The sequence below is a fragment of the Candidatus Palauibacter scopulicola genome (assembly GCF_947581915.1).
GTDB lineage: Bacteria > Gemmatimonadota > Gemmatimonadetes > Palauibacterales > Palauibacteraceae > Palauibacter > Palauibacter scopulicola.
In genome coordinates this window covers 1-26,191 of sequence record NZ_CANPWG010000026.1, presented here as the reverse complement: position 1 = coordinate 26,191, position 26,191 = coordinate 1, and the positions used below count along the sequence as shown (strand labels likewise).

General features: G+C 70.3%; 24 protein-coding genes and 1 pseudogene. 10 read left to right on the top strand and 15 right to left on the bottom strand.

Annotated elements, in window-relative coordinates; genetic code table 11:
• Together RN743_RS05330 and RN743_RS05325 are read left to right on the top strand one after the other, a co-directional pair.
• On the top strand, nt 1-3,288 hold a 3,288-nt coding region (locus RN743_RS05330), incomplete at its 5' end, for a beta-ketoacyl synthase N-terminal-like domain-containing protein (RefSeq protein ID WP_310777163.1).
• The gene (locus RN743_RS05325; protein WP_310777160.1) at nt 3,285-5,048 is read left to right on the top strand and encodes a solute carrier family 23 protein; all 1,764 of its coding nucleotides are present in this window, start codon (nt 3,285-3,287) and stop codon (nt 5,046-5,048) included. The genes RN743_RS05330 and RN743_RS05325, both read left to right, overlap by 4 nt.
• Before the next feature lie 48 nt (nt 5,049-5,096).
• Here the strand turns inward: RN743_RS05325 and RN743_RS05320 are convergent, their stop codons facing one another.
• From RN743_RS05320 to RN743_RS05280, 9 genes are all read right to left on the bottom strand, one after another.
• Nucleotides 5,097-6,011: an alpha/beta hydrolase gene (locus tag RN743_RS05320; RefSeq protein ID WP_310777157.1), complete on the bottom strand. Its 915-nt coding sequence runs from the start codon at nt 6,009-6,011 to the stop codon at nt 5,097-5,099.
• 62 nt (nt 6,012-6,073) lie between these two features.
• Complete coding sequence (locus tag RN743_RS05315; RefSeq protein WP_310777154.1) at nt 6,074-6,298, bottom strand: acyl carrier protein; 225 nt, start codon at nt 6,296-6,298, stop codon at nt 6,074-6,076.
• A gap of 173 nt (nt 6,299-6,471) precedes the next feature.
• Nucleotides 6,472-7,380: an SDR family NAD(P)-dependent oxidoreductase gene (locus RN743_RS05310; RefSeq protein WP_310777152.1), complete on the bottom strand. Its 909-nt coding sequence runs from the start codon at nt 7,378-7,380 to the stop codon at nt 6,472-6,474.
• Nucleotides 7,381-7,411: 31 nt separating this feature from the next.
• Nucleotides 7,412-8,776, bottom strand: a complete 1,365-nt coding sequence (locus RN743_RS05305; RefSeq protein WP_310777149.1) for an aspartate aminotransferase family protein — start codon at nt 8,774-8,776, stop codon at nt 7,412-7,414.
• Between the two features lie 22 nt (nt 8,777-8,798).
• A complete protein-coding gene (locus RN743_RS05300; RefSeq protein WP_310777146.1) occupies nt 8,799-9,656 on the bottom strand; it encodes a 3-hydroxyacyl-CoA dehydrogenase family protein in 858 nt (285 codons plus the stop codon).
• Complete coding sequence (locus RN743_RS05295) at nt 9,653-10,171, bottom strand: GNAT family N-acetyltransferase (RefSeq protein ID WP_310777143.1); 519 nt, start codon at nt 10,169-10,171, stop codon at nt 9,653-9,655. Before RN743_RS05295 ends, RN743_RS05300 begins: the two co-directional genes overlap by 4 nt.
• Nucleotides 10,164-11,000, bottom strand: a complete 837-nt coding sequence (locus RN743_RS05290) for an enoyl-CoA hydratase (RefSeq protein ID WP_310777140.1) — start codon at nt 10,998-11,000, stop codon at nt 10,164-10,166. Before RN743_RS05290 ends, RN743_RS05295 begins: the two co-directional genes overlap by 8 nt.
• A 16-nt stretch (nt 11,001-11,016) precedes the next feature.
• The gene (locus RN743_RS05285) at nt 11,017-12,237 is read right to left on the bottom strand and encodes a thiolase family protein (protein ID WP_310777137.1); all 1,221 of its coding nucleotides are present in this window, start codon (nt 12,235-12,237) and stop codon (nt 11,017-11,019) included.
• A gap of 46 nt (nt 12,238-12,283) precedes the next feature.
• Nucleotides 12,284-13,078, bottom strand: a complete 795-nt coding sequence (locus RN743_RS05280; protein WP_310777134.1) for an enoyl-CoA hydratase-related protein — start codon at nt 13,076-13,078, stop codon at nt 12,284-12,286.
• Between the two features lie 309 nt (nt 13,079-13,387).
• On the opposite strand from RN743_RS05280, the pseudogene RN743_RS05275 reads away from it, so the two are divergent.
• Nucleotides 13,388-14,665: pseudogene (locus tag RN743_RS05275) on the top strand (MFS transporter); the annotation flags it as partial.
• A 13-nt stretch (nt 14,666-14,678) separates the two neighbouring features.
• Nucleotides 14,679-15,428, top strand: a complete 750-nt coding sequence (locus tag RN743_RS05270; protein WP_310777129.1) for an alpha/beta family hydrolase — start codon at nt 14,679-14,681, stop codon at nt 15,426-15,428.
• A gap of 14 nt (nt 15,429-15,442) precedes the next feature.
• On the opposite strand, the gene RN743_RS05265 is transcribed toward RN743_RS05270, so the two are convergent.
• Nucleotides 15,443-15,715: a helix-turn-helix domain-containing protein gene (locus tag RN743_RS05265; protein WP_310777126.1), complete on the bottom strand. Its 273-nt coding sequence runs from the start codon at nt 15,713-15,715 to the stop codon at nt 15,443-15,445.
• A gap of 175 nt (nt 15,716-15,890) precedes the next feature.
• Here RN743_RS05265 and RN743_RS05260 point away from each other — a divergent pair, with 175 nt between their 5' ends.
• Nucleotides 15,891-17,675 carry a DUF6364 family protein gene (locus RN743_RS05260; RefSeq protein WP_310777123.1) on the top strand — a complete coding sequence of 595 codons (1,785 nt, stop codon included), beginning with the start codon at nt 15,891-15,893 and terminating at the stop codon, nt 17,673-17,675.
• Between the two features lie 11 nt (nt 17,676-17,686).
• On the opposite strand, the gene RN743_RS05255 is transcribed toward RN743_RS05260, so the two are convergent.
• Nucleotides 17,687-18,325 carry a thymidine kinase gene (locus tag RN743_RS05255; RefSeq protein ID WP_310777121.1) on the bottom strand — a complete coding sequence of 213 codons (639 nt, stop codon included), beginning with the start codon at nt 18,323-18,325 and terminating at the stop codon, nt 17,687-17,689.
• A 129-nt stretch (nt 18,326-18,454) separates the two neighbouring features.
• Between RN743_RS05255 and RN743_RS05250 the strand changes: the two genes are divergently transcribed.
• Both RN743_RS05250 and RN743_RS05245 read left to right on the top strand, forming a co-directional pair.
• Nucleotides 18,455-19,033, top strand: a complete 579-nt coding sequence (locus RN743_RS05250; protein ID WP_310777118.1) for a toxin-antitoxin system HicB family antitoxin — start codon at nt 18,455-18,457, stop codon at nt 19,031-19,033.
• On the top strand, nt 19,033-19,485 hold the full coding sequence (locus tag RN743_RS05245; protein WP_310777116.1) for a HEPN domain-containing protein: 453 nt from the start codon (nt 19,033-19,035) through the stop codon (nt 19,483-19,485). The genes RN743_RS05250 and RN743_RS05245 overlap by 1 nt, the downstream gene beginning before the upstream one ends.
• On the opposite strand, the gene RN743_RS05240 is transcribed toward RN743_RS05245, so the two are convergent.
• The gene (locus RN743_RS05240) at nt 19,458-20,273 is read right to left on the bottom strand and encodes a metallophosphoesterase (protein WP_310777113.1); all 816 of its coding nucleotides are present in this window, start codon (nt 20,271-20,273) and stop codon (nt 19,458-19,460) included. The two genes, RN743_RS05245 and RN743_RS05240, sit on opposite strands and share 28 nt — an antisense overlap.
• A gap of 224 nt (nt 20,274-20,497) precedes the next feature.
• On the opposite strand from RN743_RS05240, the gene RN743_RS05235 reads away from it, so the two are divergent.
• Together RN743_RS05235 and RN743_RS05230 are read left to right on the top strand one after the other, a co-directional pair.
• A complete protein-coding gene (locus RN743_RS05235) occupies nt 20,498-20,866 on the top strand; it encodes a hypothetical protein (protein ID WP_310777111.1) in 369 nt (122 codons plus the stop codon).
• A complete protein-coding gene (locus RN743_RS05230; RefSeq protein WP_310777107.1) occupies nt 20,863-21,258 on the top strand; it encodes a type II toxin-antitoxin system VapC family toxin in 396 nt (131 codons plus the stop codon). Before RN743_RS05235 ends, RN743_RS05230 begins: the two co-directional genes overlap by 4 nt.
• A 25-nt stretch (nt 21,259-21,283) precedes the next feature.
• Here the strand turns inward: RN743_RS05230 and RN743_RS05225 are convergent, their stop codons facing one another.
• A complete protein-coding gene (locus RN743_RS05225; RefSeq protein WP_310777104.1) occupies nt 21,284-22,876 on the bottom strand; it encodes a BCCT family transporter in 1,593 nt (530 codons plus the stop codon).
• Between the two features lie 129 nt (nt 22,877-23,005).
• On the opposite strand from RN743_RS05225, the gene RN743_RS05220 reads away from it, so the two are divergent.
• Nucleotides 23,006-23,824, top strand: a complete 819-nt coding sequence (locus tag RN743_RS05220; RefSeq protein WP_310777101.1) for an oxidoreductase — start codon at nt 23,006-23,008, stop codon at nt 23,822-23,824.
• A gap of 36 nt (nt 23,825-23,860) precedes the next feature.
• Here RN743_RS05220 and RN743_RS05215 read toward each other — a convergent pair whose 3' ends face one another.
• Together RN743_RS05215 and RN743_RS05210 are read right to left on the bottom strand one after the other, a co-directional pair.
• Entirely contained in the window at nt 23,861-24,877 is a 1,017-nt protein-coding gene (locus tag RN743_RS05215) for a hypothetical protein (protein WP_310777099.1), read from the bottom strand.
• Between the two features lie 298 nt (nt 24,878-25,175).
• The coding region (locus RN743_RS05210) for a molybdopterin cofactor-binding domain-containing protein (protein WP_310777096.1) at nt 25,176-26,191 on the bottom strand (1,016 nt) is incomplete at its 5' end.

Here is a 26,191-nt window from a genome sequence, read left to right as displayed (position 1 = left end):
ATGGGCAATCCCGGCCAGGCGAACCACGCCTCGGCCAACGCCTTCCTGGACCAACTCGCCGGCCACCGCCGCGCGCTGGGCCTCCCGGGGCAGGCCATCGCCTGGGGCGCCTGGTCGGACATCGGCGAGGCGGCGGAGCAGCGCGACCGGATCGACCGGCAGCGCTCGGCGCTCGGAGGCCGCTGGTTCACGCCGCAGCAGGGCATGCGGGCGTTCGACCGGCTCGTGCGGCAGGACGCCACGACGTCGGTCGTCATGTCGATGGACTGGGATGTGTTCGAGGAGGCCGTCGACGATCCTCCGCCCATGCTCGAAGACCTGCTCTCCGCGGCGTCCGAGGCCCGGGCGGGTGACGACGCCTCCTCGGAGGATGTCCTCACCCGGCTTCGGGGGACGCTGGCGGCGGAGCGCGAGGATCTCCTGGTGTCCTTCGTGCAGGGGGAGGTCCAGGCCGTGCTGCGGCTGTCGTCGGCCCCGGCCCCCACGGTGGGCTTCTTCGATCTCGGGATGGACTCGCTGATGGCTGTGGAGTTGCGCAACCGGCTGAACCGGGCGTTCTCGGGGACGTACACGGCGCCGAACACGCTGGTGTTCGACTATCCGAACATCGCCGAACTCGCCGCGCACCTTGCGGAGGAAGTCGGGGAAGGGGGGGCGGCTCCCGCCCCGGCGCCCGAGCCCGCGCGCGAGGCCACGGTGCAGCCGTCGGAACGCGACCCGGACGACGTGGCGGTGGACGATGGCGTCGCGATCGTCGGTATGGCGTGCCGTTTCCCCGGCGCGCCGGACCTCGCCGCCTTCTGGCGCCAACTCGAAGCCGGGACGGATGCGGTCACGGACGGGCGCCGGGACGCGGGCCCCTGGAACGGCGTGGCGGGAGACCCCGCTTCGGAGGACCACGACGCGCGCCGCGGCGCCTTCCTCGAGGACATCGACAAGTTCGACGCGCGCTTCTTCGCCATCACCCCGATCGAGGCGCGCATGATGGACCCCCGCCAGCGCCTCCTGCTGGAGACGGCGTGGCACGCGCTGGAGGATGCGGGCCTGGATTCGGCGCGCCTGAAGGGCACGAACACGGGGGTCTACGCCGGTGTCACCACGGGAGACTACCGGGATCTCGCCGCGGCCATGGGCCACGGGCACGGGTACCTGGGGACGACGATGAGCGTGACCGCGGGCCGGGTCTCCTTCGCGCTCGGTCTCACCGGTCCCGCCGTCCCGCTCGACATGGCATGCGCCTCCTCGCTCGTGGCAGTCCACCAGGCCGCCGCCGCGGTCCGGCAGGGAGAAGTGGAACTGGCCCTCGTCGGCGGCGTCAACGCGATCCTGTGGCCCGAGACGGCCACCTTCATGAAGGAGGTCGGGCTGCTCTCGCCGAGCGGCCTCTGCCACAGCTTCGATGCGGCGGCGGACGGGTTCGTGCGCGGCGAGGGCTGCGGGGTGGTCGTCCTCAAGCGGCTCGCCGATGCGAAGGCCGACGGCGACCGGATCTGGGGCGTGATCCGCGGATCCGCGGTCAACCAGAACGGGACCAGCGCGGGGCTCACGGTGCCGAACGGGCCGGCCCAGGAACGCGTGATCGAGCAGGCGCTCGCGCAGGCGGGCGTCCCGCCGGCGTCGGTGGACTACCTCGAGGCGAACGGGGTGGGATCCGATCTCGGCGACCCGATCGAAGTGCAGGCGGCGGCGGCCGTCTACGGCCGCGGACGCGACGACGAGCGGCCCCTTCTGATCGGTTCCGTGAAGACGAACATCGGCCATCTCGAGTGCGCGGCCGGGATCGCGAGCCTCATCAAAGCAGTGCTCGCCATGAACGAGGGCCGGATCCCGAAGCAGCTGCACTTCCACAACCCGAACCCGCACCTGGCCTGGGAGGACCTCCCGGTGCGGGTCACGGACGAGGCCGTCGCGTGGCCGCCGGACGGCGACCGTCCGCCCCGGGCGGGGGTGAGTTCGTTCGGGATTTCAGGGACGAACGCGCACGTCGTCGTCGAGGGGAACGGCGGGCCGGACCGCGCTTCGGTCCTGAACGGCGCCCGGATGCCGGCGGGCCCGGCGGTCACGGTTCCGGTCGCCGTGCCGGAGTCGGCGGGGGCGTCGCCGCCCGACGCGACCGCTGCCACTCCGCGGGAGACCCGCCTCCTGCCACTCTCGGCGAAGTCGCCGCGGGCGTTGCGGGAGATGGCGCGACTGTACCTCGAGTGGCTCGAGGGGCGCGACGGCGAGACGCCGGAGGATGGTGGCGCCGGAGACTCGGTGCTCGCGGACATGGCGTGGACGGCGGGTATCGGCCGGACGCAGCTCGCCCACCGCGCCGGCCTCCCGTTCCGCGACATGACGTCGCTTCGCGATGAACTCCGCGTGCTCGCCGAGCGGCCCGTCGATGAAGACTGGCGCCGCCACGCCGAGCCGGTCACCGCACCGAAGGTGGCCTTCGTCTTCGCCGGGGAAGAGGGCGTCTCGGACGGATCTGGCGAGGCTCTGTACGACCGGGAGCCGGTCGTCCGCGCCGTCCTCGATCGCTGCGACGCGGCGCTGAGGGAAGCTCGGGACGGGGCATCGCTCCTCGACGTGATGTTCCGTCGCGAGGGGACGCAGGGAACGCTGCGGGATCCGGAGTGGGCGCAGCCGGCCGCGTACGCCCTGGGCTGCGCGCGGTCGGCCCTCTGGGCGAGCGTGGGCGTCCGCCCCGGCACGGTCGCGGGCCACGGAGTCGGCGAGCTGGCGGCGGGCTGGGCGGCTGGCGTCGTCAACCTGGAGGACGGGTTGCGGCTCGCTGCGGCGAGAGGCACGGCGCTGGCCCGGCCGAAGCAGCGGCTGGCGGCCGCCGTGCCCGACGGCGAAGCGGGCGAAGCCGCGCACGATCCGCTCGACGACCTGGAAGCCGCGGCGCGCGGGATGGAGCTTTCGCCGCCGTCCGTGGCGCTCGTCAGCCAGGTGACGGGCCGCAGGATGGACCCCGGCGAAACGCCGGACGGAGCCTACTGGCGCCAACAGGCGCGTGCGCAGGAGGATCCGGGCCGTACCTCCCGGGCGCTGGCGGACCTGGGCGTGGACCTCGTCGTGGACGTCGGGAAGGCTTCGTCCGCGGGTCCGACGGCGCTGACCGACTGGCCGAACGCGGAGGAACGCGCGGGGCAGCCGTTCGCGGCCGCGGTAGCGAGGGCGTACGAGGCCGGGCTTCCCATCTCCTTCGCAGGGTTGTTCGCGGGTGAGACGAGGCGCCGGATCGCGCTGCCCGGCTATCCGTTCCAGCGCAGGCGCCACTGGATCGAGACGAGGGCTTGAACGCCACCGCGGCGGGCGGCCGGGCCGGCGTTCGCTACCAGCCGGACGAGAAGCCCTCGGCGCCCCTGGCGCTCGGCGTCGGGCTTCAGCTCGCGGTGCTGAACATCGCGGCGATCGTGCTGATCCCGCTCGTCGTGATGCGGGCCGCGGGCGTGAGCGAGGAGTATCTGTCGTGGGCAGTTCTGGCGTCCGTCACGGCCTGCGGCCTGGCGACGATGCTGCAGTCGGTCCGGGCGGGGCGCTTCGGCACCGGACACGTCTTGCTGATGGGCACCTCCGGCGCGTTCATCCCGGCGAGCATCATGGCGCTCACCGAGGGTGGCCCGGCCCTGCTCGCCACCCTCGTCGTCGTCGCCGCCTTCATCCCGCTCGTGCTCTCCTGGAGGCTGTCCCTCCTCCAGCGGATCCTGACCCCATCGGTCTCGGGGACGGTGATCATGCTGATTCCCGTGACGGTGCTGCCCTTCGTGTCGGGGCTCCTCGCCACCGGGCCCGACGGCGGCGCTCCCCCGGGCGGCCCCCTCAGCTTCTTCGTCACTCTGATTCTGATCGGGTGCCTCGCGCTGCGCGGGACGGGAGCGCTCCGCCTGTGGGCCCCGGTGATCGGCGTGATCGTCGGGACCGCGATCGCCGCCCGTTACGGCCTCTACGATGTGGAACGCATCGCGGCCGCGACGTGGGTCGCGCTTCCGAACCCGCGGCCGCCGGGCTTCGACCTCCAATTCGGGTCGGCTTTCTGGACGCTCCTTCCCTCGTTCCTCCTCGTGGCCGTGATCGCGGCCATACGGACGATGAGCAGCGCGGTCGCGGTCCAGCGGGTGTCGTGGCGACGCGCGAGTCGGGCCACCGATTTCCGGGCCGTGCAGGGCGCGGTCGCCGTGGACGGCGTGGCCAACCTGCTGGCGGGCTGCGCCGGCACGGTGCCGGGGAGCGCGACCACGACCAGCGTACCGCTCACGCAACTCACGGGCGTGGCGGCGCGGGGCGTGGGGCTGGCGGCCGGCGCCGCCTTCATCGCCTTCGCCTTCCTTCCCAGGGCCTTCGCGGTCGTGCTCGCGATCCCGGATCCGGTATTCGCGGCGTACCTGGCCGTCCTCCTCGCGATGCTGTTCGCGATCGGCCTCAAGATCGTCCTGCAGGGCGGCCTCGATGTTCGCAACGGCATCGTCGTCGGCCTCGCCTTCCTCACCGGCGTCAGCTGTCAGTACGGGCTCATCTTCCCCCAGCAGGTGTCCGCCTTCGCCGGCGGCTTGCTGGCCAACGGGATGAACGCCGGCGGTTTCACCGCCATCGCGCTGACCCTGTTCCTGCGTCTGACCGAACCCCGCCGCGCCCGCATCGAAACCGAGTTCGGTCCGTCGGCGCTGCCGCGGGTCCGGGACTTCCTGGGGACGTTCGCCGCGAAGGCCGGCCTCGGGGAGGAGGTCGCGGACCGCCTGGATGCCGCCGCCGAGGAGGCGCTGCTCTCGCTGACCCGGCCGGAGACACCCGGAGACGACGCCTCCCGGCGCCGACTCGTCATGGCCGCCCGGCGCGAGGCCGGGGAGGTGGCGCTCGAATTCGTGGTCGCGCCACGGGACGAGAACCTCCAGGATCGCCTCGCGCTGCTCAGCGGCGAGGTCGAGGAGACCGCGGAGAACGAAGTGTCGCTGCGCCTCCTGCGGCACCTCGCCTCATCGGTTCGTCACCGGCAGTACTACGACACCGACATCGTCACCGTTCGGGTCGCCGTCGCCGGCAGGCGGGGCGGCGGCAAGTAGGGGGCGGTTCGGCGAGGAGGACCAAGGGGCCCGGAGCAGGCCGTGGGTCTACAGCAGGTCGTGGCCCTCGAGGAACTCGCGCATCAGATCGACGCACTCCTTCGGTTGCTCCACCTGGAGGAAATGCGTGGATTCCGGTATGAAGTCGTAGTCGACCGTGTTGATGTGGCTGAGGTTGAACGACGGCATGTAGGAGAACGTCATCGTGGGATCCGATCCGATGACCTTGGTCGGACACGGAAGGCTGCCCAGGTCCACGAGGAAAGCGTAGGTGCGCGCGTACGCGAAGATCTGCGCCTCGTATTCGCGCGGACACCGAAGCTCGACGCCCTCCCCGTCCGCGGATTCGCGCAGTACGGTGCTGGCCATCAGATCCGCAGCCCCGGGGACGGCGCGCGTCAGCACGAGATGGTGGAGGAGTTCCGAGAACTCCGACTCCCTGCGGAACCGGTCCGTCCGGCGCCGCGCGAGTTCCGCCGACCGGTCGGCGGACTTGTCGAACTCCGCCTCGCCCAGCCTCGGCTTGAAGAGGGGTGGGTCGAAGAGGATCCAGGCGGCGAGTTCGCCGGTTCGGCCCGTTCCGAGCGAATCCGAGAGGAGCGCCGTGAGCGCCGAAAGCGAGTGGAACGCGCCGATCGTCGGCGTCGCGCCGTACCGGGCCGCGATCGCCTCGACGACCTGTTCCTGGTCCCGGATCATGTTGGGGACATTGTGCTCGTCACGCGGGCCGACGGTGTTCCACCCGTGGTTTCTCAGGTCGTAGACGAACACATCGAAATCGTCCAGGAACCGCGACCAGAACGGATAGTACAGGTCGACCGCGAGACCGTTGCCGTGGCCCACGAGCAGACGCCGGCCGCCGGCGCTCCCGTGTCGCCGCACTTTCGTGACGCTGCCGTCGTCGTGCCGGACATCGTCCACCGAATGCGGCTCCGGTACTTCCCACAAGGGGGCGGAAGTCATGTCATGCCGTCCCCCCGGACCGGTCGGCCCGGGGGGACGCGGTCAAGGCCGGTAGGGCGGGGTCAGGCGGCCTGGGAATCGATGTACGCAGCCAGCTTGCGCAGCGTGTCAAAGCACTCCGGGGGGACCGTGACGCCGAACTCCTGCTCGACGACCTTCTTGAAGGCGACCGCGTCGAGCGAGGAAACGCCCGAGTCCGCGAGTCCGCCATCCCACTGGGGCTCACGGCCCAGATCGAGGTGCTCCGCGACGAGTTCTCCAAGGCGAGCTTCACACGACATGGTCATGACCTTTCCGTATAGGGTGGGTGCGGCTGTTCCGATTCGGCGTCCGACGCTCATTCGTCTCGCGCCCGGGCCGGATACTTTACCGTCCGCCCGGAATCGTCAAGGAGGCCGGGGGGGTGCCCCCCAAACAGGAGGGGGCCGGGATGTGGTCGAGGAACGCCTGACGCGAGCAGCTAGCGGCCGAGAATCAGGTCGAAGGCGTCCAGCGGTGTGACGAGCTTGTCTTTCAGAGCCTCGGCGAGCACCGATGGCGTCAGGTCGCGGCCGGAGCGGGCGTCGAAGGCGATCCGGGGAACCTCCAGCACGCGGACGCGCCGCCCGGAGACATGGAAGATCTGGTTGCGGGCCGGGCAGTCGGCCTCGGCCAGCCACGCCGCGAGAGCGGCGACGTGCTCGGGCCCGAACGGGTCGTATCCGGTCCCGTCCGGCTCGCCCAGCTGATCGACGCCGGTCATCCCGGCCACCATGCGCGTCCGCGCCGAGGGCGAGATCACGTTCGAGCGGACGCCGTACGGCGCTCCCTCGATGGAAAGCACCTTCGAGAGGCCGATGATGCCCATCTTCGCGGCCCCGTAGTTGGCCTGTCCGAAGTTGCCGCACAGCCCGGAGGAAGAGGTCGTGTGGATGACGGAGGCGGCGCGGGGGCGGCCGGCCTTGGCCTCCGCGCGCCACCAGGCGAGCGCGTGGCGGCTGGGGGCGGCGTGGCCCTTGAGGTGGACGGCGACGACCGCGTCCCACTCGTCCTCGGACATGTTGAACAGGGCCCGGTCGCGGAGGATGCCTGCGTTGTTCACGAGGATGTCGAGTTTGCCGAACGATTCGACCGCGAGGGCGACGAGGTGGCGGGCGGCGGTCCAGTCGGAGACGTCGTGACGGCTGGCCACGGCCCGGCCGCCGCCGGCCCGGATCTCGGCGCAGACGGATTCGGCCGGGCCGGCATCGGCGCCGTCGCCGCGCACGCCCGTGCCGAGGTCGTTAACGACGACGCTCGCCCCGCCGGCCGCCAGGGCGAGCGCGTGGGCCCGGCCGATGCCGCGGCCGGCGCCCGTCACAATCGCCACGCGCCCGGCCAGGCGGTTCACGGCCGGATGTCCTCGCGCGCGGTCCGTCGGGTCAGCCGTCGATCCGCCGGCAGGCGGCCGCGAGGCGGCGGATGCCCTCCTCCATCTCGTCCTCGGAAATGAGGAGCGAGGGCCCGATCCGGATCACGTGACCGTTCAGCCCGCCGCGGCCGATGAGCAGGCGCTCCTCGCGGGCCGCCTCGAGCAGCGCGCCGGCCCGCGCGCCGTCCGGCGCTCTCCCGTCGCGGTCTTCGACCATCTCGATGCCCTGCATCAGCCCCATGCCGCGCACTTCGCCGATCCAGCCGTGCGCGCGCTTCAGCGCTTCGAGTCCGGCACGAAGCTGCGCACCGCGCTCGGCGGCTCGGGCCCGCACGTTCTCGCGCTTCATCACGCCCAGCGTGGCGTGCATCGCGGCCATGGAGATCGAGTTGCCTCCGTACGTCGAGATCGACGGCCCCTGCCACGCCTCGGCGATCTCCGGCCGCGTGACGGTCGCGCCCACGGGGAACCCGTTCGCGATCCCCTTCGCCATCACCATGATGTCCGGCTCGACGCCCCAGTGTTCGATCCCGAACCAGCGCTCCCCGGTGCGGCCGAACCCGGCCTGCACCTCGTCGATGATGAACAGGCCGCCGTAGCTCCGGATCACCTCCGCCGCCCTCCGAAAATAGTCCGGGGGCGGCACGATGACGCCCGCCACGCCCTGGATCGTCTCGGCGAAGAAGGCGGCCGGCTTCCCGCCCGTCGTCGTCTCGATGACTTCGACGAGGTCGTCGATGAAGAAGTCCGTCGCCTCGGGGCCGGCGCCGACCGGGGAGCGGTAGAGGTACGGCGAGCGGGCGTGGACGATCCCGTCGACGCCGCCGCCGGGCAGCCGCCAGGCGCCCTGCGCGGTCATGTGGCTCGTGAGCGTGCTCCGCCCCGAGTAGGAGAGCCGCAGTGCGACGATCTCGTGCCGCCCGGTGTAGAGGCGCGCCGTCGCGACCGCGGATTCCACCGCCTCCGTGCCGCTGTTCGTAAAGCAGCTCGTGCGGAGGGCCCCCGGCGCGATGTCGGCCAGCGAGCGGGCGGCCTCGATCTGACCTTCCGTCACGTAGAGCGCCGAGGTGTGCCCCAGACGCTCCATCTGCGCGCGCGCCGCCTCGACGACCGCCGGGTTGCAGTGGCCGACCGACGTCGTGAGGATGCCCGCGAACAGATCCAGGTACTCGTCGCCGTCCACGTCGGTGAGCCAGACGCCCTCGCCCCGGGAGAGCGCGAGGGGCTCGCCGTAGTAGGGGCGGACCCAGGGATAGAGGTAGTCGCTCTGCGCCGCGGTCAGCGTCCGCGTGCGGGATTCCGCCGCGGGCGTGGGGCCGGCGGCGTCGGCGGCGTGCGTCGAGGCCGTCTGCGGGGCGGTCTGTACGTTGCTCACTAGTGTCTCCTGATTCCGGGCGTCAATCCCAGCGGTAGAAGCCGCGTCCGCTCTTCCGGCCGAGGCGGCCCGCCGCCACCATCCGCTCGAGCAGGGCGGGGGGTTCGAACACGGGCGATCCCAGCGCCTCGTGCAGGTAGCGGGCGATGTCGAGCCGGACGTCGAGCCCGACGAGGTCTCCGAGTTTCAGCGGTCCCATAGGGTGCCGGTAGCCGAGCATCATCGCGGTGTCGATGTCCTCGGGGCTCGCCACGCCCTCCTCCACCATGCGGATCGCCTCCAGCCCGAGCGCAAGTCCGAGCCGCGAGGAGGCGAACCCCGGCGAGTCGGCGATGACGATCGGCGTCTTCCCCAGGTTTTCGGCGACCTCGCGCGCCCTCGCCACCGTTTCGTCGGACGTCTCCTCGCCGCGCACGATCTCGACGAGCGCCATGATGTGGACGGGGTTGAAGAAGTGCATCCCGACCACGCGGTCGGGCGAAGGAAGTCCCTCGGCGAGCGCGGTGATGGAAAGGGAAGAGGTGTTCGTGGCGAGCAGCGCGCCGTCGGCGGCCGCCTCCCCGCACCGGGCGAGGACCTGCTGCTTGAGATCGAGCTTCTCCGGGACGGCTTCGATCGCGATCCCGACCCCGTCGGCGGCTTCGCCCAGGTACCGGCTGTAGGACAAGCCTTCGAGCGCGCGGTCGCGCGCGTCGGGCGTGACCTTCCCGCGCTGAATCCCCTTGCGGAGGTTGGCCTCGATGCGCTCGCGCGCCGTTTCCAGCGCCTCGGGCATGACGTCGAAGAGACGGGTGTCGTAGCCGGCCATCGCCGCGACCTGGGCGATCCCGTGGCCCATCGTGCCGGCCCCGAGCACGGCCAGCGCCGGACGCGCCGTCATTCGAGCCAGTCCCCCGGGTTCGTTTCCGGTTCGGGGCGGAGCGAGTACCGGCGCACGACCTCGACGGCCTCGAAGCCGAGGTCGTCGGCGAGCGCGTTCGCGATCAGGTTGTCCGCTCCGGTGAAGAGGCGCACCTCGTGGATGTCCCAGTCCGCCGCCCACTCGAAGGCGGCGCGCAGGAGGCGCCGCAGGTTCCCCTTGCGCCGCTCCTCCCGCCTCACGAACGGCGTCTGGATGCGCACGTAGCGGGGCGGGTCGAACAGGGGTTCGTTCTCCTCCACGAAACAGACGAGCATGCCGTCGAGGCCGCCGTCTTCCGCCTCCAGCACGAAGACGACGCTCGTGGCCTCTTCGATGTGACGGCGGAACATGCCCGCGCGCGTCTCGATCGCGTCCGTGCGGAGCCGCCGGTAGGCGGGATTGAGGGCATGAATCCGCATGTACCGGGTCCACATCGCGACGAGCTCGTCGATGTCGCCGACCCGCGCCGGCCGAACCGTGACTGTGTCAGACACGCGTATCTTCCTCCGTCGCTGCCGGGTTTTCGTCCTCGCCGCCGCTTCCGAACCGGGGCGGGCGCTTCTCCACGAAGGCCCGCACGCCCTCGAGCGCGTCCGCGGACTCGAAGCAGGCCTTCTGCGCCGCCGTCTCGTAGTCCATCATCTCATCGAAGCTGGACGACAGGGAGCGCTGCACCGCCTCCTTCGCGAGCCGCAGGGGCAGCGGCGGCTTGCGCGCCAGCGTGCGCGCCCACTCGCGGGCCAGCGGCATGAGTTCGTCCGCGGGGACCACGCGGTTCACGAGGCCGATCCGCTCGCACTCGGCGGCCGGAACCATCTCCGCGAAGAAGAAGAGTTCCGCGGCGCGCGCCGGACCCGTGAGGCGGGGCACGGCGTAGGTCCCGCCCCAGTCCGGGTGGAGGCCGATGCGGTTGAAGGTCTGCCCGATCGACGCCGTCTCGGAGGCAAGCCGCAGGTCGCAGGCGAGGGCGAGGTTCGCGCCGCCGCCCGCCGCGGGTCCGTTCACGGCGGCGATCACGGGCTTGGGCATCCCCCGGATGGCCGATGCGACGCGGCGTCCCGCCTCGACGAGGGAGAGGGCCTCGTCGATGGCCCGCGTTTCGATGAGATGGGTGAGGTACCCGACGTCGGCGCCGGCGCAGAACGCCCGTCCGGCTCCGGTGATGATCACCGCCCGCACCCCGTCGTCCGCGCCGAGCGCCTCGATCCCGCCGGCGATCTCGCCCCGCATCTCGCCGATGAAGGCGTTGAGCTTGTCCGGCCGGTTCAGCGTGAGCGTCCCCACGCCGTCGGCGATCTCGACCAAGACGTGTCCATCGCTCATGCCGGACCTCCCCGCCTCATGCCGTTTCCGCGTCGCGGTGCACGAGGAGCGCGATCCCCTGGCCGACCCCGATGCACATCGTGACGAGCCCGTGGGATGCGTCCCGCCGCCGCATCTCGTGGACGAGCGTCGTGAGGATCTTGGCGCCGGTACACCCGAGCGGATGGCCGAGCGCGATCGCGCCTCCGTTCACGTTCACCCGCGCCGGATCGAGCCCCAGCTCGGCGATGCAGGGCAGGGCCTGCGCGGCGAACGCCTCGTTGAGTTCAATCAGGTCGAGGTCATCGACTGTAAGTCCCGCTCTTTGCAGGGCCTTGCGTGTGGCTGGCACGGGTCCGATGCCCATGCGCTGCGGCTCCACGCCGGCGACCGCGGAAGCTCCCACGCGGGCCATGGGCCGAAGGCCCAGTTCGTCCGCGGCGGCCCGGCTCGCGAGGAGGACGGCGGCCGCCCCGTCGTTGATGCCCGAGGCGTTCCCCGCCGTCACTGTGCCGTCCGCCCGGAAGGCGGCGCGCAGGCGGGCGAGCTGTTCCGGCGTCGTGCCGGGGCGCGGGTGCTCATCGCCGCTTACCCGCAGCGGCTCGCCCTTCCGCTGCGGGACCTCGACCGGCACGATCTCGTCCGCGAACCGGTCCGCCTCGATCGCGGCGGCGGCACGACGCTGGCTCTCCACCGCGAAGGCATCCTGCTCCCCGCGCCCGACGCCGTGATCCTCCGCCACGACCTCCGCCGTCTCGGCGAGCGGGATCGTCCAGGGTTCGGGCATGGCGGGGTTGGTGAAGCGCCACCCCACCGTCGTGTCCGCGAGTTTCGGCGGCACGCGCGAGAATGCCCGGTCCGTCTTCAGCATGACCCACGGCGCGCGGGACATGCTCTCGACGCCGCCCGCGATGAACACGTCGCCCTCGCCGGCCCGGATCGCGTGCGCGGCCGTGACGACCGCCTGCAGCCCCGACCCGCAGAGCCGGTTCACCGTCTGGCCCGCGACCTCGACGGGGAGTCCGGCCAGCAGCCCGGCCATCCGCGCCACGTTGCGGTTGTCCTCGCCGGCCTGGTTCGTGCACCCGGCGATCACGTCCTCGATGCGGCCGGCCGGCACGCCGGTCCGCTCCACGAGGGCGCGGATCGCGTGCGCCAGGAGGTCGTCGGCCCGCATCGACGAGAGCGCGCCGCCCGCGCGCCCCACCGGCGTGCGGACGGCGTCGATGATGACCGGAGTCCGGTCCTGGCCGCTCATCGCGCTTCGCCCCGCTCCCGCCGTCCCGGCCCGATCCGCCCGCGTCCTAGCGGCCCGCGAACTCGGGCGCCCGGCGCTCGACGTAGGCCGCGAGGCCCTCGCGCGCGTCGTCCCCCTGGAAGAGGAGCTGCTGCAGCTCGCGCTCGATCGCGAGGCCCTCGGAGAAGGGCACCTCGACCCCGCTGCACACCGACCGCTTGATGCGGCCCACCGCCCGCGACGCCTTGTGGGGCGGCGTGAACTGCCGCGCGTACTCCATCACCTGCGCGTGGAATTCCTCGTCATCCCCCTCGAACACCTTGTTCACGAGCCCCAGTTCCAGCGCCTCCTCGAACCCGAACGTGCGGCCCTCCGCCATCAACTCGATGGCCTTCGGCTTCCCGAGCAGCCGGCCGAGCCGCTGCGTCCCGCCCGTCCCCGGGAGGACGCCGAGGTTCACCTCCGGCAGCCCGATCTTCCCCGCGTCCCGGCGCGCGATCCGGATGTCGCAGGCGAGCGCGATCTCGAGACCGCCGCCCACCGTGTGACCGTTGAGGGCGCCGATCACGAGCTTCGGCGTGTGCTCGAGGCGGGTCAGCGTCTCGTTCGCGTGCAGGCAGAAGAAGTACTTGAAGTAGGGGTCCGAGGTCTGGAGCATCTTGATGTTCGCCCCGGCGGAGAAGAACCTGTCTCCCTCGCCCCGGATGACGATGACGTGGACGTTCTCGTCAAAGCGCGCGCGCAGGATCGCGTCGTCCAGGTCGCGCATCATCTCGTACGTGTATGTGTTCGCGGGCGGATCGTCGATCGTGAAGACGGCGACGCCGTCCTCGGCCGCGTATCGAATCAGCGTGTCAGCCATGAATCCCTTCCTCTTGAAAACCGTTGTGAAGATGATACCTGAAGATGACGAGGGGCCGTCCCACGGGCGTTCCGGGACCCGGGGCTGTCCCCGGCGTCCGGTGGGGGGCAAACTATCCCCGCTCTCACCCGACGGACAGTGAGTTTTCGCGCCACGGCCTCCGCCGCCGGAAGCGCAACGCGGGGATCGTCCGGGGTGTCGTGAGCACAGCGTCCACGCGGCCGATCCGCGCCGCGCCTCGCGCCCCCGGCCGACCCGGTCCGGGCATGGTCCGAGCAGGGAGGAGTTCGGCTTGAAGCACGGGATGACCGCCGCAACCGCATGCTGAGACGCTCCGGACTCGGCGTCCTCTTCGGGACGGTGATGGTGGACATGATGGGCTTCGGCATCGTGCTCCCGCTGCTCCCCTTCTACGCCGAGGAAATGGGCGCCTCGCCGCGCTGGGTCACCCTCATCATTGCTTCGTTCTCCATCACGCAACTCGTGTCGGCGCCGATATGGGGCCGGTTCTCCGATCGCGTGGGACGCCGCCGCCTCCTCCTCATCGGGTTGCTGGCGTCGGCGCTCTCGTACCTCCTGTTCGCGCTCGCGGACAACCTGTGGCTCCTCCTCATATCCCGGGCGACGGCGGGCGCCGCCGGCGGGACGCTCGGGATCGCGCAGGCGTACGTCGCGGACTCCACGGAGGGCGAGGAACGGGCCAGGGGGCTCGGCTTCATCGGGGCCGCGTCCGGCCTCGGGATCATGCTGGGCCCGGCGATCGGCGGGTTCTTCAGCCGCTTCGGGCTCGGGGTGCCCGGCTACGTGGCCGGAGGGCTGTGCCTGCTGAACCTCATGGCGGCGATGGTCCTGCTGCCGGAGTCGCGGCACTTCCGCTCCGGCCGGGCCGACGCGTCGAAGGGGGAGGCCGCGACCCTCGGCATGTGGCTGGACTCTCTGGCGCGGTTCCCGCTGTGGCTGCTCCTCGCGGTGTATTTTCTGACGCTCGCCTGCTTCACCTCGATGACGTCGGTCCTGGCCCTGTACACCGAGCGCGTGTTCGCGATGACGGCGGCGGACATGGGCCTCGTGTTCACGCTCGCGGGCGCCGTCACCGTGATCGTGCGGGGCGGGCTCGTGGGTCGGATCGTGAAGCGGTTCGGCGAACCGAACACCGTGCGCGCCGGGTGCGCGCTGCTCGCCCTGGGCGTCGGCGCCATCCCCTTCCTGGCCGACCGCTGGCAACTCTGGCTTCTCGTGCCGAGCTGGGCGGCGGCCACGGGGCTCATCTTCCCGGCGCTCCACGCGCTGATCTCGCGGAACACGGACGAGCACTCGCAGGGGTCCGTGTTCGGCGGCAGCCAGCTCGCCGGAGGCACGGGCCGCGTTCTGGCGCCGCTGGCTGCGGGGTGGCTGTTCGAACTGTACACGATCGAGAGTCCGTTCCTGGTCGGGGCCGCGGCATCCGCCGTCGCCCTGTGGCTGGCGCTCCGGATCCCGGCCCCGCGCGATCCCAAGGTGGAGGAAGAACTCGATCCCACCGACCGCTGGACGGGCCCGGTCGCCGCCCACGAACCGCGCGACCAGCCGGACACGAAGTCACCGTGAGCCTGCACGCTTCGTGAATCCGCAACCTCCCCGCGCCGCTGCCGAGGTCGGAGCGACCGATCGCTTTCCCGAGCAGGCTCAGTTCGTTTCCCTGCGCGTGAGCGAAGTGTCCGCGTTGCTCGTCCGTCCGCCCGAGCCGCGCGCCATGCTCGCCTTCGCGCACGGGGCCGGGGCGGGGATCGAGCAGCCGTTCATGTCGGACATGGCGCAGCGGCTGGCGGGGCGGGGGATCGCGTCGTTTCGCTACCACTTCCCCTACATGGAGGCGCGGGCGCTTTCCGGCCGCCGCCGGCCCCCCGACCGTCCGGCGGTTCTCGTCGAAACCGTGCGGGCCGCCGTCGCGAAGGCGGCCGCCCTGGCCGACGGGCTGCCGCTGCTGGCGGGCGGCAAGTCGATGGGCGGCCGCATGACGTCGACCGCCGCCGCCGAGACGCCGCTGCCGGGCGTGCGGGGTCTCGTCTTCTTCGGCTTCCCGCTCCACGCGCCCGGCCGTCCGGAGCGCGCCGCCGAGCGCGCGGCCCACCTGAGTGCCGTCACCGTCCCCATGCTCTTCCTGCAGGGAACTCGCGACGCCCTCGCCCGCTGGGAGCTGATCGAAGGGACGTGCGCCGCGCTCGGCCCGCTCGCCACGCTCCAGCGTCTCGAGGGCGCCGACCACTCCTTCCGCGTCCTCAAGCGCAGCGCCCGCACGAACGAGGAGGTCGCCGAGGAGGTCGCCGCGAGTGTGGCCGCCTGGGCCGACCGACTTGTTCGAGGAGAATAGCAGGAGGTCGCGCCCTACCTGCCGAGGGCGCGCAGGACCGCCTCGGGATCGCGGTCGATAACGGTAAGCAGGACACGAGCCGCGCGATCCGGGACCCGTCGGCCCTGTTCCCACTCCTGCACCGCGCGAGCATCCAGCCCGAAGCTGTCCGCAAACTTCTTGCGGCTCAACTTCATGCGCTTGCGTAGCGCCACAATGTGCTCGGCGGCGGGGTCGTCAACGATGCGGCAGGGAAGCTGCGTTCGGCCGCGCACATGGGCGAGCACTTCTTCGAGCGCCGCCTCCACTTCGCGAGACCGCGTTCGTAGGTTCGCGTGGTATGGATTCGCATCGGCAATGTGCTGGCAATGCCGCATAGCAAGCAATCGGGAATGGAGGCCGGCTCCTTTCGTCCATCCTCGGATTACGTCTAGTTATCAACTAGTTATCAACGGCACGCATACATGCCTTCGGAGGTGAGGAATGAAGATCAGGCTCACGGTCACGGTGGACTCCGACGTGGCACGAGCTGCCAAGCGATACGCGCGCGGTCGGGGTGTCTCCCTTTCATCGCTCGTCGAGGCGTCGCTGAAGGAGATGATTCAGGACGAGGGCCCTTCCTTCGCGGCGCGGTGGAGAGGACAGTTTCGAGCCGCGAATCGTGACGACCCCCGGTATAGGGCAGTGGCCCGAAAGTACCTCTTGCTCGCGTGGGTGGCGGTTGCGGGGGCGGTTGCGGGGTGCGGGGGGGCGGCGCCGGCGGGAGAGGCGTTTCTGACCCGCGCGGAGCGGACGGAGTACCGGGAGACCAGTTCGTACGCCGATGTCGTGGACTTCCTGGAGCGCGCCGCGGCGAGCGATGCGTCGGTCCACTACACGACGTACGGCTATACGAACGAGGGACGGCGGATCCCCATGGTCGTAGTGGGCGACGTGGAAGACGCGAGTCCGGCGTCCGTCAGGGCCTCGGGAAAGACGATCGTCTACCTGCAGGGCAACATCCACGCCGGCGAGGTGTGCGGGAAGGAGGCGCTCCAGATGCTGCTGCGCGACCTTCTCGCCGGGCGCCACCGCGAGTGGCGGGAGTCGATGGTCCTCCTCATCGCGCCCATCTACAACGCGGACGGCAACGAGCGGGTGCTCCTCACGAACCGCGGCCGTCAGCACGGGCCGGTCGGAGGGATGGGTCAGCGGCCGAACGCCCAGGGCTACGACCTCAACCGCGATCACATGAAGCTGGACTCGCCGGAGGCGCGATCGGTGGCGCGGCTGTTCAGCGAGTACGATCCGCACGTGGCCGTCGACCTGCACACGACGAACGGGACGCAGCACGCCTATCACCTCACGTACTCGCCGCCGCTCCACCCCAACACGCCGGCGGAGATCGAGGGTTTCCTGCGGGAGGGGCTCTTCCCCCACGTGACGGAGGAGATCCGGGAGAAGTACGGCTGGGAGTACTACTACTACGGCAACGCGTTCGCGCGGGGCGGGGACGCGCCCGGCTGGTACACCTTCGACCACCGTCCGCGGTTCAACAACAACTACATCGGTCTCCGCAACCGCATCGCCATCCTGAGCGAGGCCTACTCCTACGCGAGTTTCGAGGAGCGCGTGCTCGCGACGCTCTACTTCGTGGAGGAGATCCTCGACTACGTCCATGAGCACGGGGCCGACGTGCGGCGCATCGTCGCCGATGCCGATGCCGCCGGGGTGACGGGCGACTCGCTGGCGCTGCGCGCCGTCCCCGAACGCTCGGCCGCGCCCGTCGACATCCTCATGGGCGCCACCGTCGAGGAGGCGCACCCACTCACTGGACGTCCGCTGCTCCTGCGCGCCGATACGCAGTACGTCGAGACGATGTACGAGTACGGGACGTTCGCGCCGACGCTGCTGGAACGCGTACCCGAGGCCTACCTGATTCCCGCGGACCTGGGCGACATCCTGACCCGGCTCGCCGCGCACGGCGTCGAGCTGGAGCCGGCGGGGACGGGGCCCATCGAGGTCGAGGCGTTCCGCATCGACTCGGTGCGGACGGCCGAACAGCCGTTCCAGGGGCGTCACGAGCAGACGCTCCTCGGAAGCTACGAGGCGGACAGCGTCACCCCGGCCGCCGGAGACATGCTGGCCCGGACCGACCGGCCGCTCGGACGCCTGCTGTTCAGCCTGCTGGAGCCGCAGTCGGACGACGGCTTCGCGAACTGGGGATTCCTCGCGGACCGGCTGCGCCCCGGCGAGGTCTATCCCATCCTCCGCGTCTCAGGCGGCTGAGGGTCCGGCGGCTAAACGCCTTCCCAGCCCTCCGCTTCGCGCCGCAGCGACAGCTCCGTCTGGCTGCGATCCCGCTGCGGCACGTCGTGGCAGCGGCGGCAGCGCGCCTCGTACGACTCGGCGCCTCCCACCTGGATCGTCGGGCCCTCGGCGGGCGCCGGCTGCCCGTCGATGAGGCGCTGGTTTCTCGTCGCCGCGTCGCCGCACACGACGCAGATCGCGGTCAGCTTGTCGATCCGCTCGGCCCGCGCCAGGAGCAGCCCCATGGGGCCGAAGGGCTCGCCGCGGAAGTCCATGTCGGTCCCGACCGCGATCACGCGCATCCCCGCATCGGCCAGCGCGTCCACGACCTCGCAGATCCCGTCGTCCAGGAACTGCGCCTCGTCGATCGCGACGACCTGCGTCGACGGGCGAACCTTATCGGCCACCTCCACGGAACTGGACACGGGCTCGGCGTCGATCTCGCGCCCGTCGTGGGACGAGATGCGGAACTGGCCGCCGTAGCGGTCGTCGAGGTGGGACTTGAAGAGTTGGACCCGCCGGCCCGCGATGAGGGCACGCCGCACGCGCCGGATCAACTCCTCGGACTTGCCGCTGAACATGACCCCGGCGACGACTTCGACCCACCCAACTCCCGCCCTGCGCCGCATGACTCTCCTCCGTTCCTCGCAGACTCCGGACACCCCGTGCTGGCCGGGACCTCCGTTCTGGATTCTTGCCGCAGGCTGCCGCCGCGCTCAAGGGTCGACACCATGCGCCAGCGGTGATATCATCTATACATGTCTAATGATACTACGGCCGGGAACCCGGACCCTTCGGGCCGCTTCGTCCTCCGCATCGACCCCGGCCTGCACGGTGCGCTGCGCACGGCCGCGCGGGACGCGTCTTTGTCGCTCAACGAGTATTGCGCCCGCAAGCTGGCCTCTCCGGGCGCCGCGCCGGATCCCGAAGCTTCCGGGTTGATCGAACGCGCGGCCCGGCTGCTTGGCGAATCGCTGGTCGGCGTCGTCGCGTTCGGCTCCTGGGTGCGCGGCGAGAGCGGAGCGGCCTCCGATTTCGATGTCCTGCTGATCGCCGAGGAATGTCTCCCGATCACGCGGGAGCTGTACGGGCGGTGGGACCGCGAGCCGGCGCTCTACTGGCGCGGCCACGAGGTCGAGCCGCACTTCGTCCACCTTCCGCCAGAGGGAGCCGTGCCTTCCGGCACGTGGGCGGAGGTGGCGACCGACGGGCTCGTCCTGCACGAACGGGGCTGGTTGGTGTCGGAGCGGCTCGCCGACATCCGTCGCATGATCTCGGCGGGCCGGATCTCGCGCCGTCTCCTCCACGGGCAGCCGTACTGGGTCCGGGCCGGTTGATGCGCAACGTCGAGCTCGCCGAGGACTATCTCCGGCGCGCGAAGCTCCGGCTCAAAGCCCTGGACGTGTTGTTCGAAGGAGAGGGCTGGCCGGATGTGGTTCGGGAATCGCAGGAGATTCTGGAGCTGGCGCTCAAGGGGCTCCTGCGCTGGTGCGGCGTCGACCCGCCCCGGGTGCACGATGTGTCCGGCGTGCTGCTCGCCGAGAAGGACAGGCTACCCGCGGATCTGATCGGCCAAGCCGAGGCGCTGGCGGCCGCGTCCCGCCACCTCCGGCGGGACCGCGAACTCGCGTTCTACGGAGCGGAGGATCTCACGCCGACCGGATTCTACTCGAAGGAAGACGCGGAGGCCGCCCGCGCCGCCGCGCGCCGGACGGTCGAGGCGGTGTATCCGCACGTCATCGGAGGCCACGGACAGCACAATCAGGAAGTGGTGACCTCCCGCAGGTAGGCGGCGATCCCACGCCTGCGGTCCCACTGACCCGGATACCCCAGGGAGACCTCCTGGAAGGGCACGCCATCGAGCCAATGCGTGTCCCGGATGTGGAGGTGGCCGTACACGACGGCGCACGCGTTGAACCGCCGGTGCCAACCCCGCGTCCGGCGGGTCCCGCACCACGGGGTGAAGCGGGGAATTCTCGGTAGCACGGCGTGTCGTTCTTCGAGCGGATAATGATTGACCAGGAGCTTCGGAAGATCGGCCGGAGCCGAAGCGAGCCGGGCGGCCGCGTCTTCGCAGCGTGCGGCGCACCACGAGTCCCGATCCGGCCACGGGTCGGGATGCAGCATCACTTCGTCGGAGCAGACCGCGCGGGTCTCCCGGGCCCACCGAACCACCTCGTCGCGCCGAACGTGCCCGGGCCGAAAGCTGTAGTCGTACAGTAGGAAGAGCGGCGCGATCAGCACCGGCCCCTCCCGCAGTTCCACCACCGGATAAGGATCTTCGGGAGTGAGAACGCCGTGGTTGCGGGCGATCCCGACCAGGTGTTCGTAGAGGGCCACCCCGCGGAGTTCGGGAGGCGCATCCGGTATCGTCCACAGTTCGTGGTTTCCGGGAACCCAGACGACCTGCCGGAACTTCGGAGTCAGTCGGGCGAAGCACGACTCGAGTCGCTGCGCGCCATGGGTCACGTCGCCGGCCAGGATCAGCCAGTCGTCGGGACAGGCGGGCAGATTCTCCAACGCCTCCCGGTTCTCCGCATGGGAGACGTGCAGGTCGGACAACGCCCATAAACGCAACGGATCACCGTCGGCGACAAGGTGGGGAAGCATCTGCGCGCATATCGACGGGATCGTACGCCGGGGGCCGGTGTGAGGACAGGAGGAGCAGGAGAGGTGAGGCTCACCGGGACTTGACGTTCCCACGGGACGCTCCCTCTCCGGCGCCGGGAAGTGTGCTATCATAATGAAGCCGATTTCCCTACATTACGCCGTCATCGAGAGTTGACGCAGGAGGAGCACACGTGGGAGTACTTACGATTCGGAACGTGGACGACGATGTGATCGCCGCGCTCAAGAGGCAGGCGAAGGCCAACCATCGCTCTCTGGAGGGCGAACTGCGCCACGTGCTCGCCCGCCACGCGGTCCCCAAGCCCACGCTCGGCGTCGTGCGCGAGCGTGCCCGGATGGCGGCCGGTTACGAGGTGACGCCGAACGTCCCGAACACCGCGCCCGAGGCGGCGGATCCCCGGACCGGCGGCGGAGCGTGGCTGGGCGCCATGAGCGACGTGGGTGAGATCGTCGGCGACATCCTCTCTCCGGCGATGGATCCCTCCGAGTGGACCGCGCTTCGCTCGGAGGCCGCCGATCCGAGCGACGGTCGGACGCGGTGAAGCTGCTCCTCGATACCCACATCTGGCTCTGGAGCCTGCTGGATCCGGATCGGCTCTCCCGCCGGGCCCGCCGCGAACTGACCGAGCCGGCGAACACCCTGGCGTTGTCGCCCGTGAGCGTCTGGGAAGCATTGGTGCTCGCCGAGACGGGACGCGTGCTCCTCAAGCCGGATCCCTGGAGCTGGATCCGTACGGCCCTGACCGTACGGCCCATGACCGAAATCCCGCTGACGTTCGACATCGCGTTCGGCAGCCGCAGCATCCGCCTCGACCATGGTGATCCGGCCGACCGCTTCATCGCGGCCACCGCCATGGTGCACGATCTCACCCTGGTCACGGCGGACGCGTCGTTACTCGCGTGTCCCGACATCAAGGCGATGCCCGGCGTCTGACCGGCGGAGCGGCCTTCGCTGCTCGCTACGGATCGCGCGCCAGGGACCTGAGCAGCCCCGCGATCATGAACCACAGCACGACGCTCACGGGCAGGGCGGCGGCGATCGCTGCGGTCTGCAGAGCCTGGAGGCCGTCGGCGAGCAGCAGCACGGCGGCGACCGCTCCCACGCCGAGCCCCCACACGATGCGGAAACGCCGCGGGGGGCGAGGGTCGCCCATGCTCAGGAAGGTGGTGATGACCAGGGTGCCGGAGTCCGAAGAAGTGACGAACCAGGTCGCCACGAGGACGGTCGCCATGGCGGACATGGCCCAGACGACCCAGCCCGTGTCGCTCATCCGGTCGATCGTCGCGTAGAGCGCGGCCTCGTAGTTCCCGCCCCGGACCAGTTCCATGATCCCCGCCGTCCCCGCGCCGCCCGGGGCGGTGAGTTCCAGGTGGATGGCGTTGCCGCCGAAGATTCCGAACCACACCAGCGCCAGGCAGGTCGGGACGACAAGCACACCCAGGATGAACTCGCGCAGGGTGCGCCCGCGGGAGATGCGGGCGATGAACGTGCCGACGAAGGGCGCCCAGGAGATCCACCAGCCCCAGTAGAAGATCGTCCAGGCGTTCTGCCAGGCGGCCTGACCCGGGCCATCGGCCATCCAGAATCCCATCGGCACCGCGCGCCACAGGTAGTCGACGGCGGACGTGGCGGCGAACCCGACGAGCCACGTGAAGGGGCCCAGGAACAGGAAGCACCCCAGCAGAACCATGCTCAGACCGATGTTCCACTCGGACAGGCGGCGTATCCCGCGCTGCACGCCGGATACGACGGACAACGTGGCCGCCAGCGAGATGACGGCGATGAGCGCGACCTGCGTGAGGAGACCCGGATCGACGCCGAGCAGGACGTTGAGGCCGCTGGCCATCTGGCTTGCCCCGAGGCCCAGGGAGGTCGCTATGCCGAAGACCCCGCCGAACACGGCCAGCAGATCCACCAGGTCGCCGATCGGGCCGTAGATCCGGTTGCCGATGAGGGGGTACAGGGCGGAGCGTAGCGTCAGCGGCAACTTCTTGCGGTATCCGAAGTAGGCCAGGCAGAGCCCGACCAGGACATACGCGGACCAGCCGTGAACGCCCCAGTGGAAGTAGGTGACGCGCATGGCGTGCGCGGCCCGCCGCTCGTCCAGCGCCTCGGCGCCCGCCATGTCCGCGATCGGGTTGTTGGGGTACCCGGCGGCTTGGCTGTTGTCGAAGTAGAAGATCGGTTCGGCGATGGAGAAGAACAGCACTCCGATCCCGATACCTGCCGAGAACAGCATGGCGAGCCAGGAGAACCTGCTGAACTCGGGCGAGGAATCTTCATCGCCGAGCCGGATCCTGCCGAACCGGCTGCACGCCAGGAACAGGCAGGCGAACAGGGTGGCGCAAACCGTCAGGACGTAGAACCAGTCGAGCGTGCCCTCGATCCAGGCGCGGACGCGGCCGAACACGGCCCCCGCGGCATCCACGTCCCAGACCGTGGCGAGGACGAAGACGAGCACGACGCCCTTGGCGGCCACCGCCATCCCGGGATTCAGCCCCTTCCACAGCCCGCCCTGCGCCGTGGCTCGCGGGTTCCGCCGGCTCTTCATGCGGTTCGCTTCTTCCACACCTCGCTCAATGCTGACATCGTGTCCACCACTCGAAGCTTCACCCTGACGTTCCCGCGGGAACGTCTTCACGCGCCCCCGAAAGAAGACGCCGGAGGAAGGAGCAGCGCCATGGGCAAGGTGATGCTGGTCACCGGAGCATCCGCCGGCATCGGGCGGGAAGCCGCGATCCTCCTGGCTCGGAAGGGTCACACCGTGTACGCCGGCGCCCGGCGTCGGGACCGCCTGCAGGCACTGGCCGAGCACGGCATCGCGCCCGTGGAGATGGATGTCACGAAGGAGGGCGACAATGAGCGGGCCGTGCGCCGGATCATCGAGGACGAGGGGCGCATCGATGTCCTCATCAACAACGCCGGCTTCGGCCTCTACGGCCCCGTCGAGGACATCCCGCTCGACGACGCGCGGTACCAGTTCGAGGTGAACCTGTTCGGCCTCGCCCACCTCACCCAGCTCGTCCTGCCGCATATGAGAGCGCAGCGCACGGGCCGGATCATCAACGTCTCATCCGTGGTGGGGAAGATCTTCGTGCCTTTCGGCGCCTGGTACGTAGCCACCAAACACGCGCTGGAAGGCTGGTCCGACTGCCTCCGCCTCGAGACCGCTCCGTTCAACATCCAGGTCGTCCTCGTCGAACCGGGCGCGATCAAGACCGAGTTCTTCGACGTGACCCGAGCGCGGCTGAACGAGTACTACGACGGCACCGCGTACAAGGCGCAGTTCGAACCGTTCTTCAGGATGTTCGATGATCCGAAGGCAAGGGACCGCAGCACCGCGGCCCTCGTGCTCGCCGAGGTGCTGCTCGAGGCCGCCACCACCCCCAATCCACGCCGCAGATACGTCAAGGGCTCCATGGCATGGCCCGCGCTCTTCATCAGGAAGTGGCTCGGCGACGGGCCCTACGAATTCCTGCTGCGCCGAGCCTTCCGCTGACGCCTGACGTTGCCGCGGGAAAGCACCCGCCGTCGCTCAACTCGCGATGCGCCGCCGCCGTCGGCGGCCGGGGGTCGCCGTCCGGCGTACGTAGCGGGCCACCTCGCCCATGCCGTCGACGCCGATCCGGGCGCCGAGCGTCTGGTTGTAGTTCGTCGTGCCGTTGATGTCGTACGTGTAGCGGTGGCCCCACGCGTCGCGCACGAATTCGATGCCGGCGATCTCGATCCCCTCCTCGTTGCAGAGCCGGATGTACCGCTGCACCAGCGGGTCATCCTCCGCGACCGGCGAGGGGCTGAAGAGACCGGGGCCGGCCGGGCACACCTCGAGCGCCGCCTCCTCCTCCGTCCCGGCAGGTGCGTTTCTCTCCGAGGGCATCGGATTGCACGCGTCGGAGGGGCAGAGCTCGAACCCGTCTGCGGTGGAACTCCGCATGGCGAACAGGAAGCGGCCGCCCACGATCTCCACTCGCGTGATGAACGGCTCCGGGGCGTCGATGTACTGCTGGAGGATCATCCGGGCGCCGGGCCCGGCATCGAAGCCGTCGCCGTCGAGATGCCGCTCGAGTTCTCGCGGGTTGTGGAAGAGGCGAATCCCCAGCCCCTTGCCGCCCTGGTCGTGCTTGGTGATGAACGGGCCGTCGAAGGTGGTGGCCGCTTCGAGCAGGTGCTCCCTCCCCACCGCCAGCACCGTGCGCGGCGTGCGGATCCCGTGCCGCCGCAGGACGAGATCCTGCCGCAGCTTGCTCATCTCCAGCTCGAAGGCGCCGAGCCCGTTGATCACCCGGCGGCCGTGCGATTCCAGCCAGTAGAGGAGCTGGCGGGCCAACTCCACCGTGTGGACGTGGCCGCGCGTGTGCGACGACGGGCTGATGCGGTTGATCCAGATGCCCTCGGGAGGCGGCGCCGAGGGGTCGACGAGCCCCTCGTTCACGTGCACGAGGCGGACGCGGAAGCCCTCCCTCGTGAGCGCCTCCTCAAGGGGCGGAAGCCAGGCCGGGTTCTCGTACAGCACATGTATCTGCGGTATCTGCGGTAAATCGCGACGAATCATGGGTTTCTCTCGGGTTGAGTCCGGTTGCACGGGGCACAAAAAAAGCCGCCCGGGTCGGCGGACCAGGGCGGCTCGAAAAAACGCTTTGAGACTGAGGGCTCAGCGCATCAACACACCCGGATCCACGCGTCGTGGAGACACGAACACATACAGGCGCAGGTGCTACAGGCGCAGCTCGCTCCGCGGGCGCGGAGAGGTCGGATGTCAGACGCGCGAATCATGGCGCGAGAAGATGCGCGGGCGAGCATCGCGGAGCAACTCCGGTGGTACGCATGACGAGTCCCGTTTTTCCGCTCCCTTAGTCCGCGACGCCCTTCTCGTACAGCACCTCCCACACCTTGTCGGGGGTGATCGGGATGTCTAGGTGCGTCACGCCCAAATGCGCGAGCGCGTCCACGACCGCGTTCGCGATGGCGGGCGGCGCGCCCACCGTCGCGGACTCGCCGACGCCCTTGGCGCCGAGAGGGTGGTGGGGTGACGGGGTGATCGTGTGGCCGGTCTCCCAGGCCGGGGTCTCCATGGAGGTGGGGACGAGGTAGTCCATGAAGGAGCCGGCGAGGTTGTTGCCGTCCTCGTCGTAGGGGATCTCCTCGAACAGGGCGGGGCCGATGCCCTGCGTGAGGCCGCCGTGGATCTGGCCCTGCACGATCATGGGGTTGATGATGTTGCCGCAGTCGTCCACGGCCACGAAGCGGCGTACCGTCACCTCTCCCGTGCCGCGGTCGATGTCCACCACGCAGATGTACGTGCCGAAGGGGAAGGTGAGGTTGGGCGGGTCGTAGTAGTTCGTCGCCTCCATCCCCGGCTCCATCCCCTCGGGGAGGTTCGTGTAGGCGGCGAAGGCGCAGTCCTGGATCGTGACGGAGCGGTCGGGGGCGCCCTTCACGGAGAACTTGCCGGGCTCCCACTCGAGGTCCTCCTCGCTCACCTCCATCAGGTGGGCGGCGATCTTCGCGGCCTTGGCGCGGATCTGGCGCGCGGCCATCGCGCCCGCGGCGCCGGCGGTCGGGGTCGAGCGGCTGGCGTAGGTGCCCAGGCCGTACGGGGCGGTGTCGGTGTCGCCCTCCTCGACCTGGACGTGCGCGGCGGGGAGGCCGAGTTCCTCGGCGATGATCTGCGCGTAGGTGGTCTCGTGCCCCTGGCCCTGCGACTTGGTGCCGAAGCGGGCGATCGCTTTCCCCGTGGGGTGCACGCGCACCTCGGCGGAGTCGAACATCTTGATGCCGAGGATGTCGAAGTCCTTGGACGGGCCGGCGCCGAGCACCTCGGTGAAGCTGCACACGCCGATCCCCATCAGCTCGCCGCGCTCGCGCT

Excerpts from the sequence above, each read along its gene's own strand:
- RN743_RS05280 (WP_310777134.1), bottom strand. The coding sequence starts at position 13,078 with ATGGCTGACACGCTGATTCGATACGCGGCCGAGGACGGCGTCGCCGTC.
- RN743_RS05315 (WP_310777154.1), bottom strand. The coding sequence starts at position 6,298 with ATGACCATGTCGTGTGAAGCTCGCCTTGGAGAACTCGTCGCGGAGCAC.
- RN743_RS05220 (WP_310777101.1), top strand. The coding sequence starts at position 23,006 with ATGGGCAAGGTGATGCTGGTCACCGGAGCATCCGCCGGCATCGGGCGG.
- RN743_RS05260 (WP_310777123.1), top strand. The coding sequence starts at position 15,891 with ATGAAGATCAGGCTCACGGTCACGGTGGACTCCGACGTGGCACGAGCT.
- RN743_RS05225 (WP_310777104.1), bottom strand. The coding sequence starts at position 22,876 with ATGAAGAGCCGGCGGAACCCGCGAGCCACGGCGCAGGGCGGGCTGTGG.
- RN743_RS05215 (WP_310777099.1), bottom strand. The coding sequence starts at position 24,877 with ATGATTCGTCGCGATTTACCGCAGATACCGCAGATACATGTGCTGTAC.
- RN743_RS05320 (WP_310777157.1), bottom strand. The coding sequence starts at position 6,011 with ATGACTTCCGCCCCCTTGTGGGAAGTACCGGAGCCGCATTCGGTGGAC.
- RN743_RS05255 (WP_310777121.1), bottom strand. The coding sequence starts at position 18,325 with ATGCGGCGCAGGGCGGGAGTTGGGTGGGTCGAAGTCGTCGCCGGGGTC.
- RN743_RS05290 (WP_310777140.1), bottom strand. The coding sequence starts at position 11,000 with ATGAGCGATGGACACGTCTTGGTCGAGATCGCCGACGGCGTGGGGACG.
- RN743_RS05300 (WP_310777146.1), bottom strand. The coding sequence starts at position 9,656 with ATGACGGCGCGTCCGGCGCTGGCCGTGCTCGGGGCCGGCACGATGGGC.
- RN743_RS05285 (WP_310777137.1), bottom strand. The coding sequence starts at position 12,237 with ATGAGCGGCCAGGACCGGACTCCGGTCATCATCGACGCCGTCCGCACG.
- RN743_RS05250 (WP_310777118.1), top strand. The coding sequence starts at position 18,455 with ATGTCTAATGATACTACGGCCGGGAACCCGGACCCTTCGGGCCGCTTC.
- RN743_RS05245 (WP_310777116.1), top strand. The coding sequence starts at position 19,033 with ATGCGCAACGTCGAGCTCGCCGAGGACTATCTCCGGCGCGCGAAGCTC.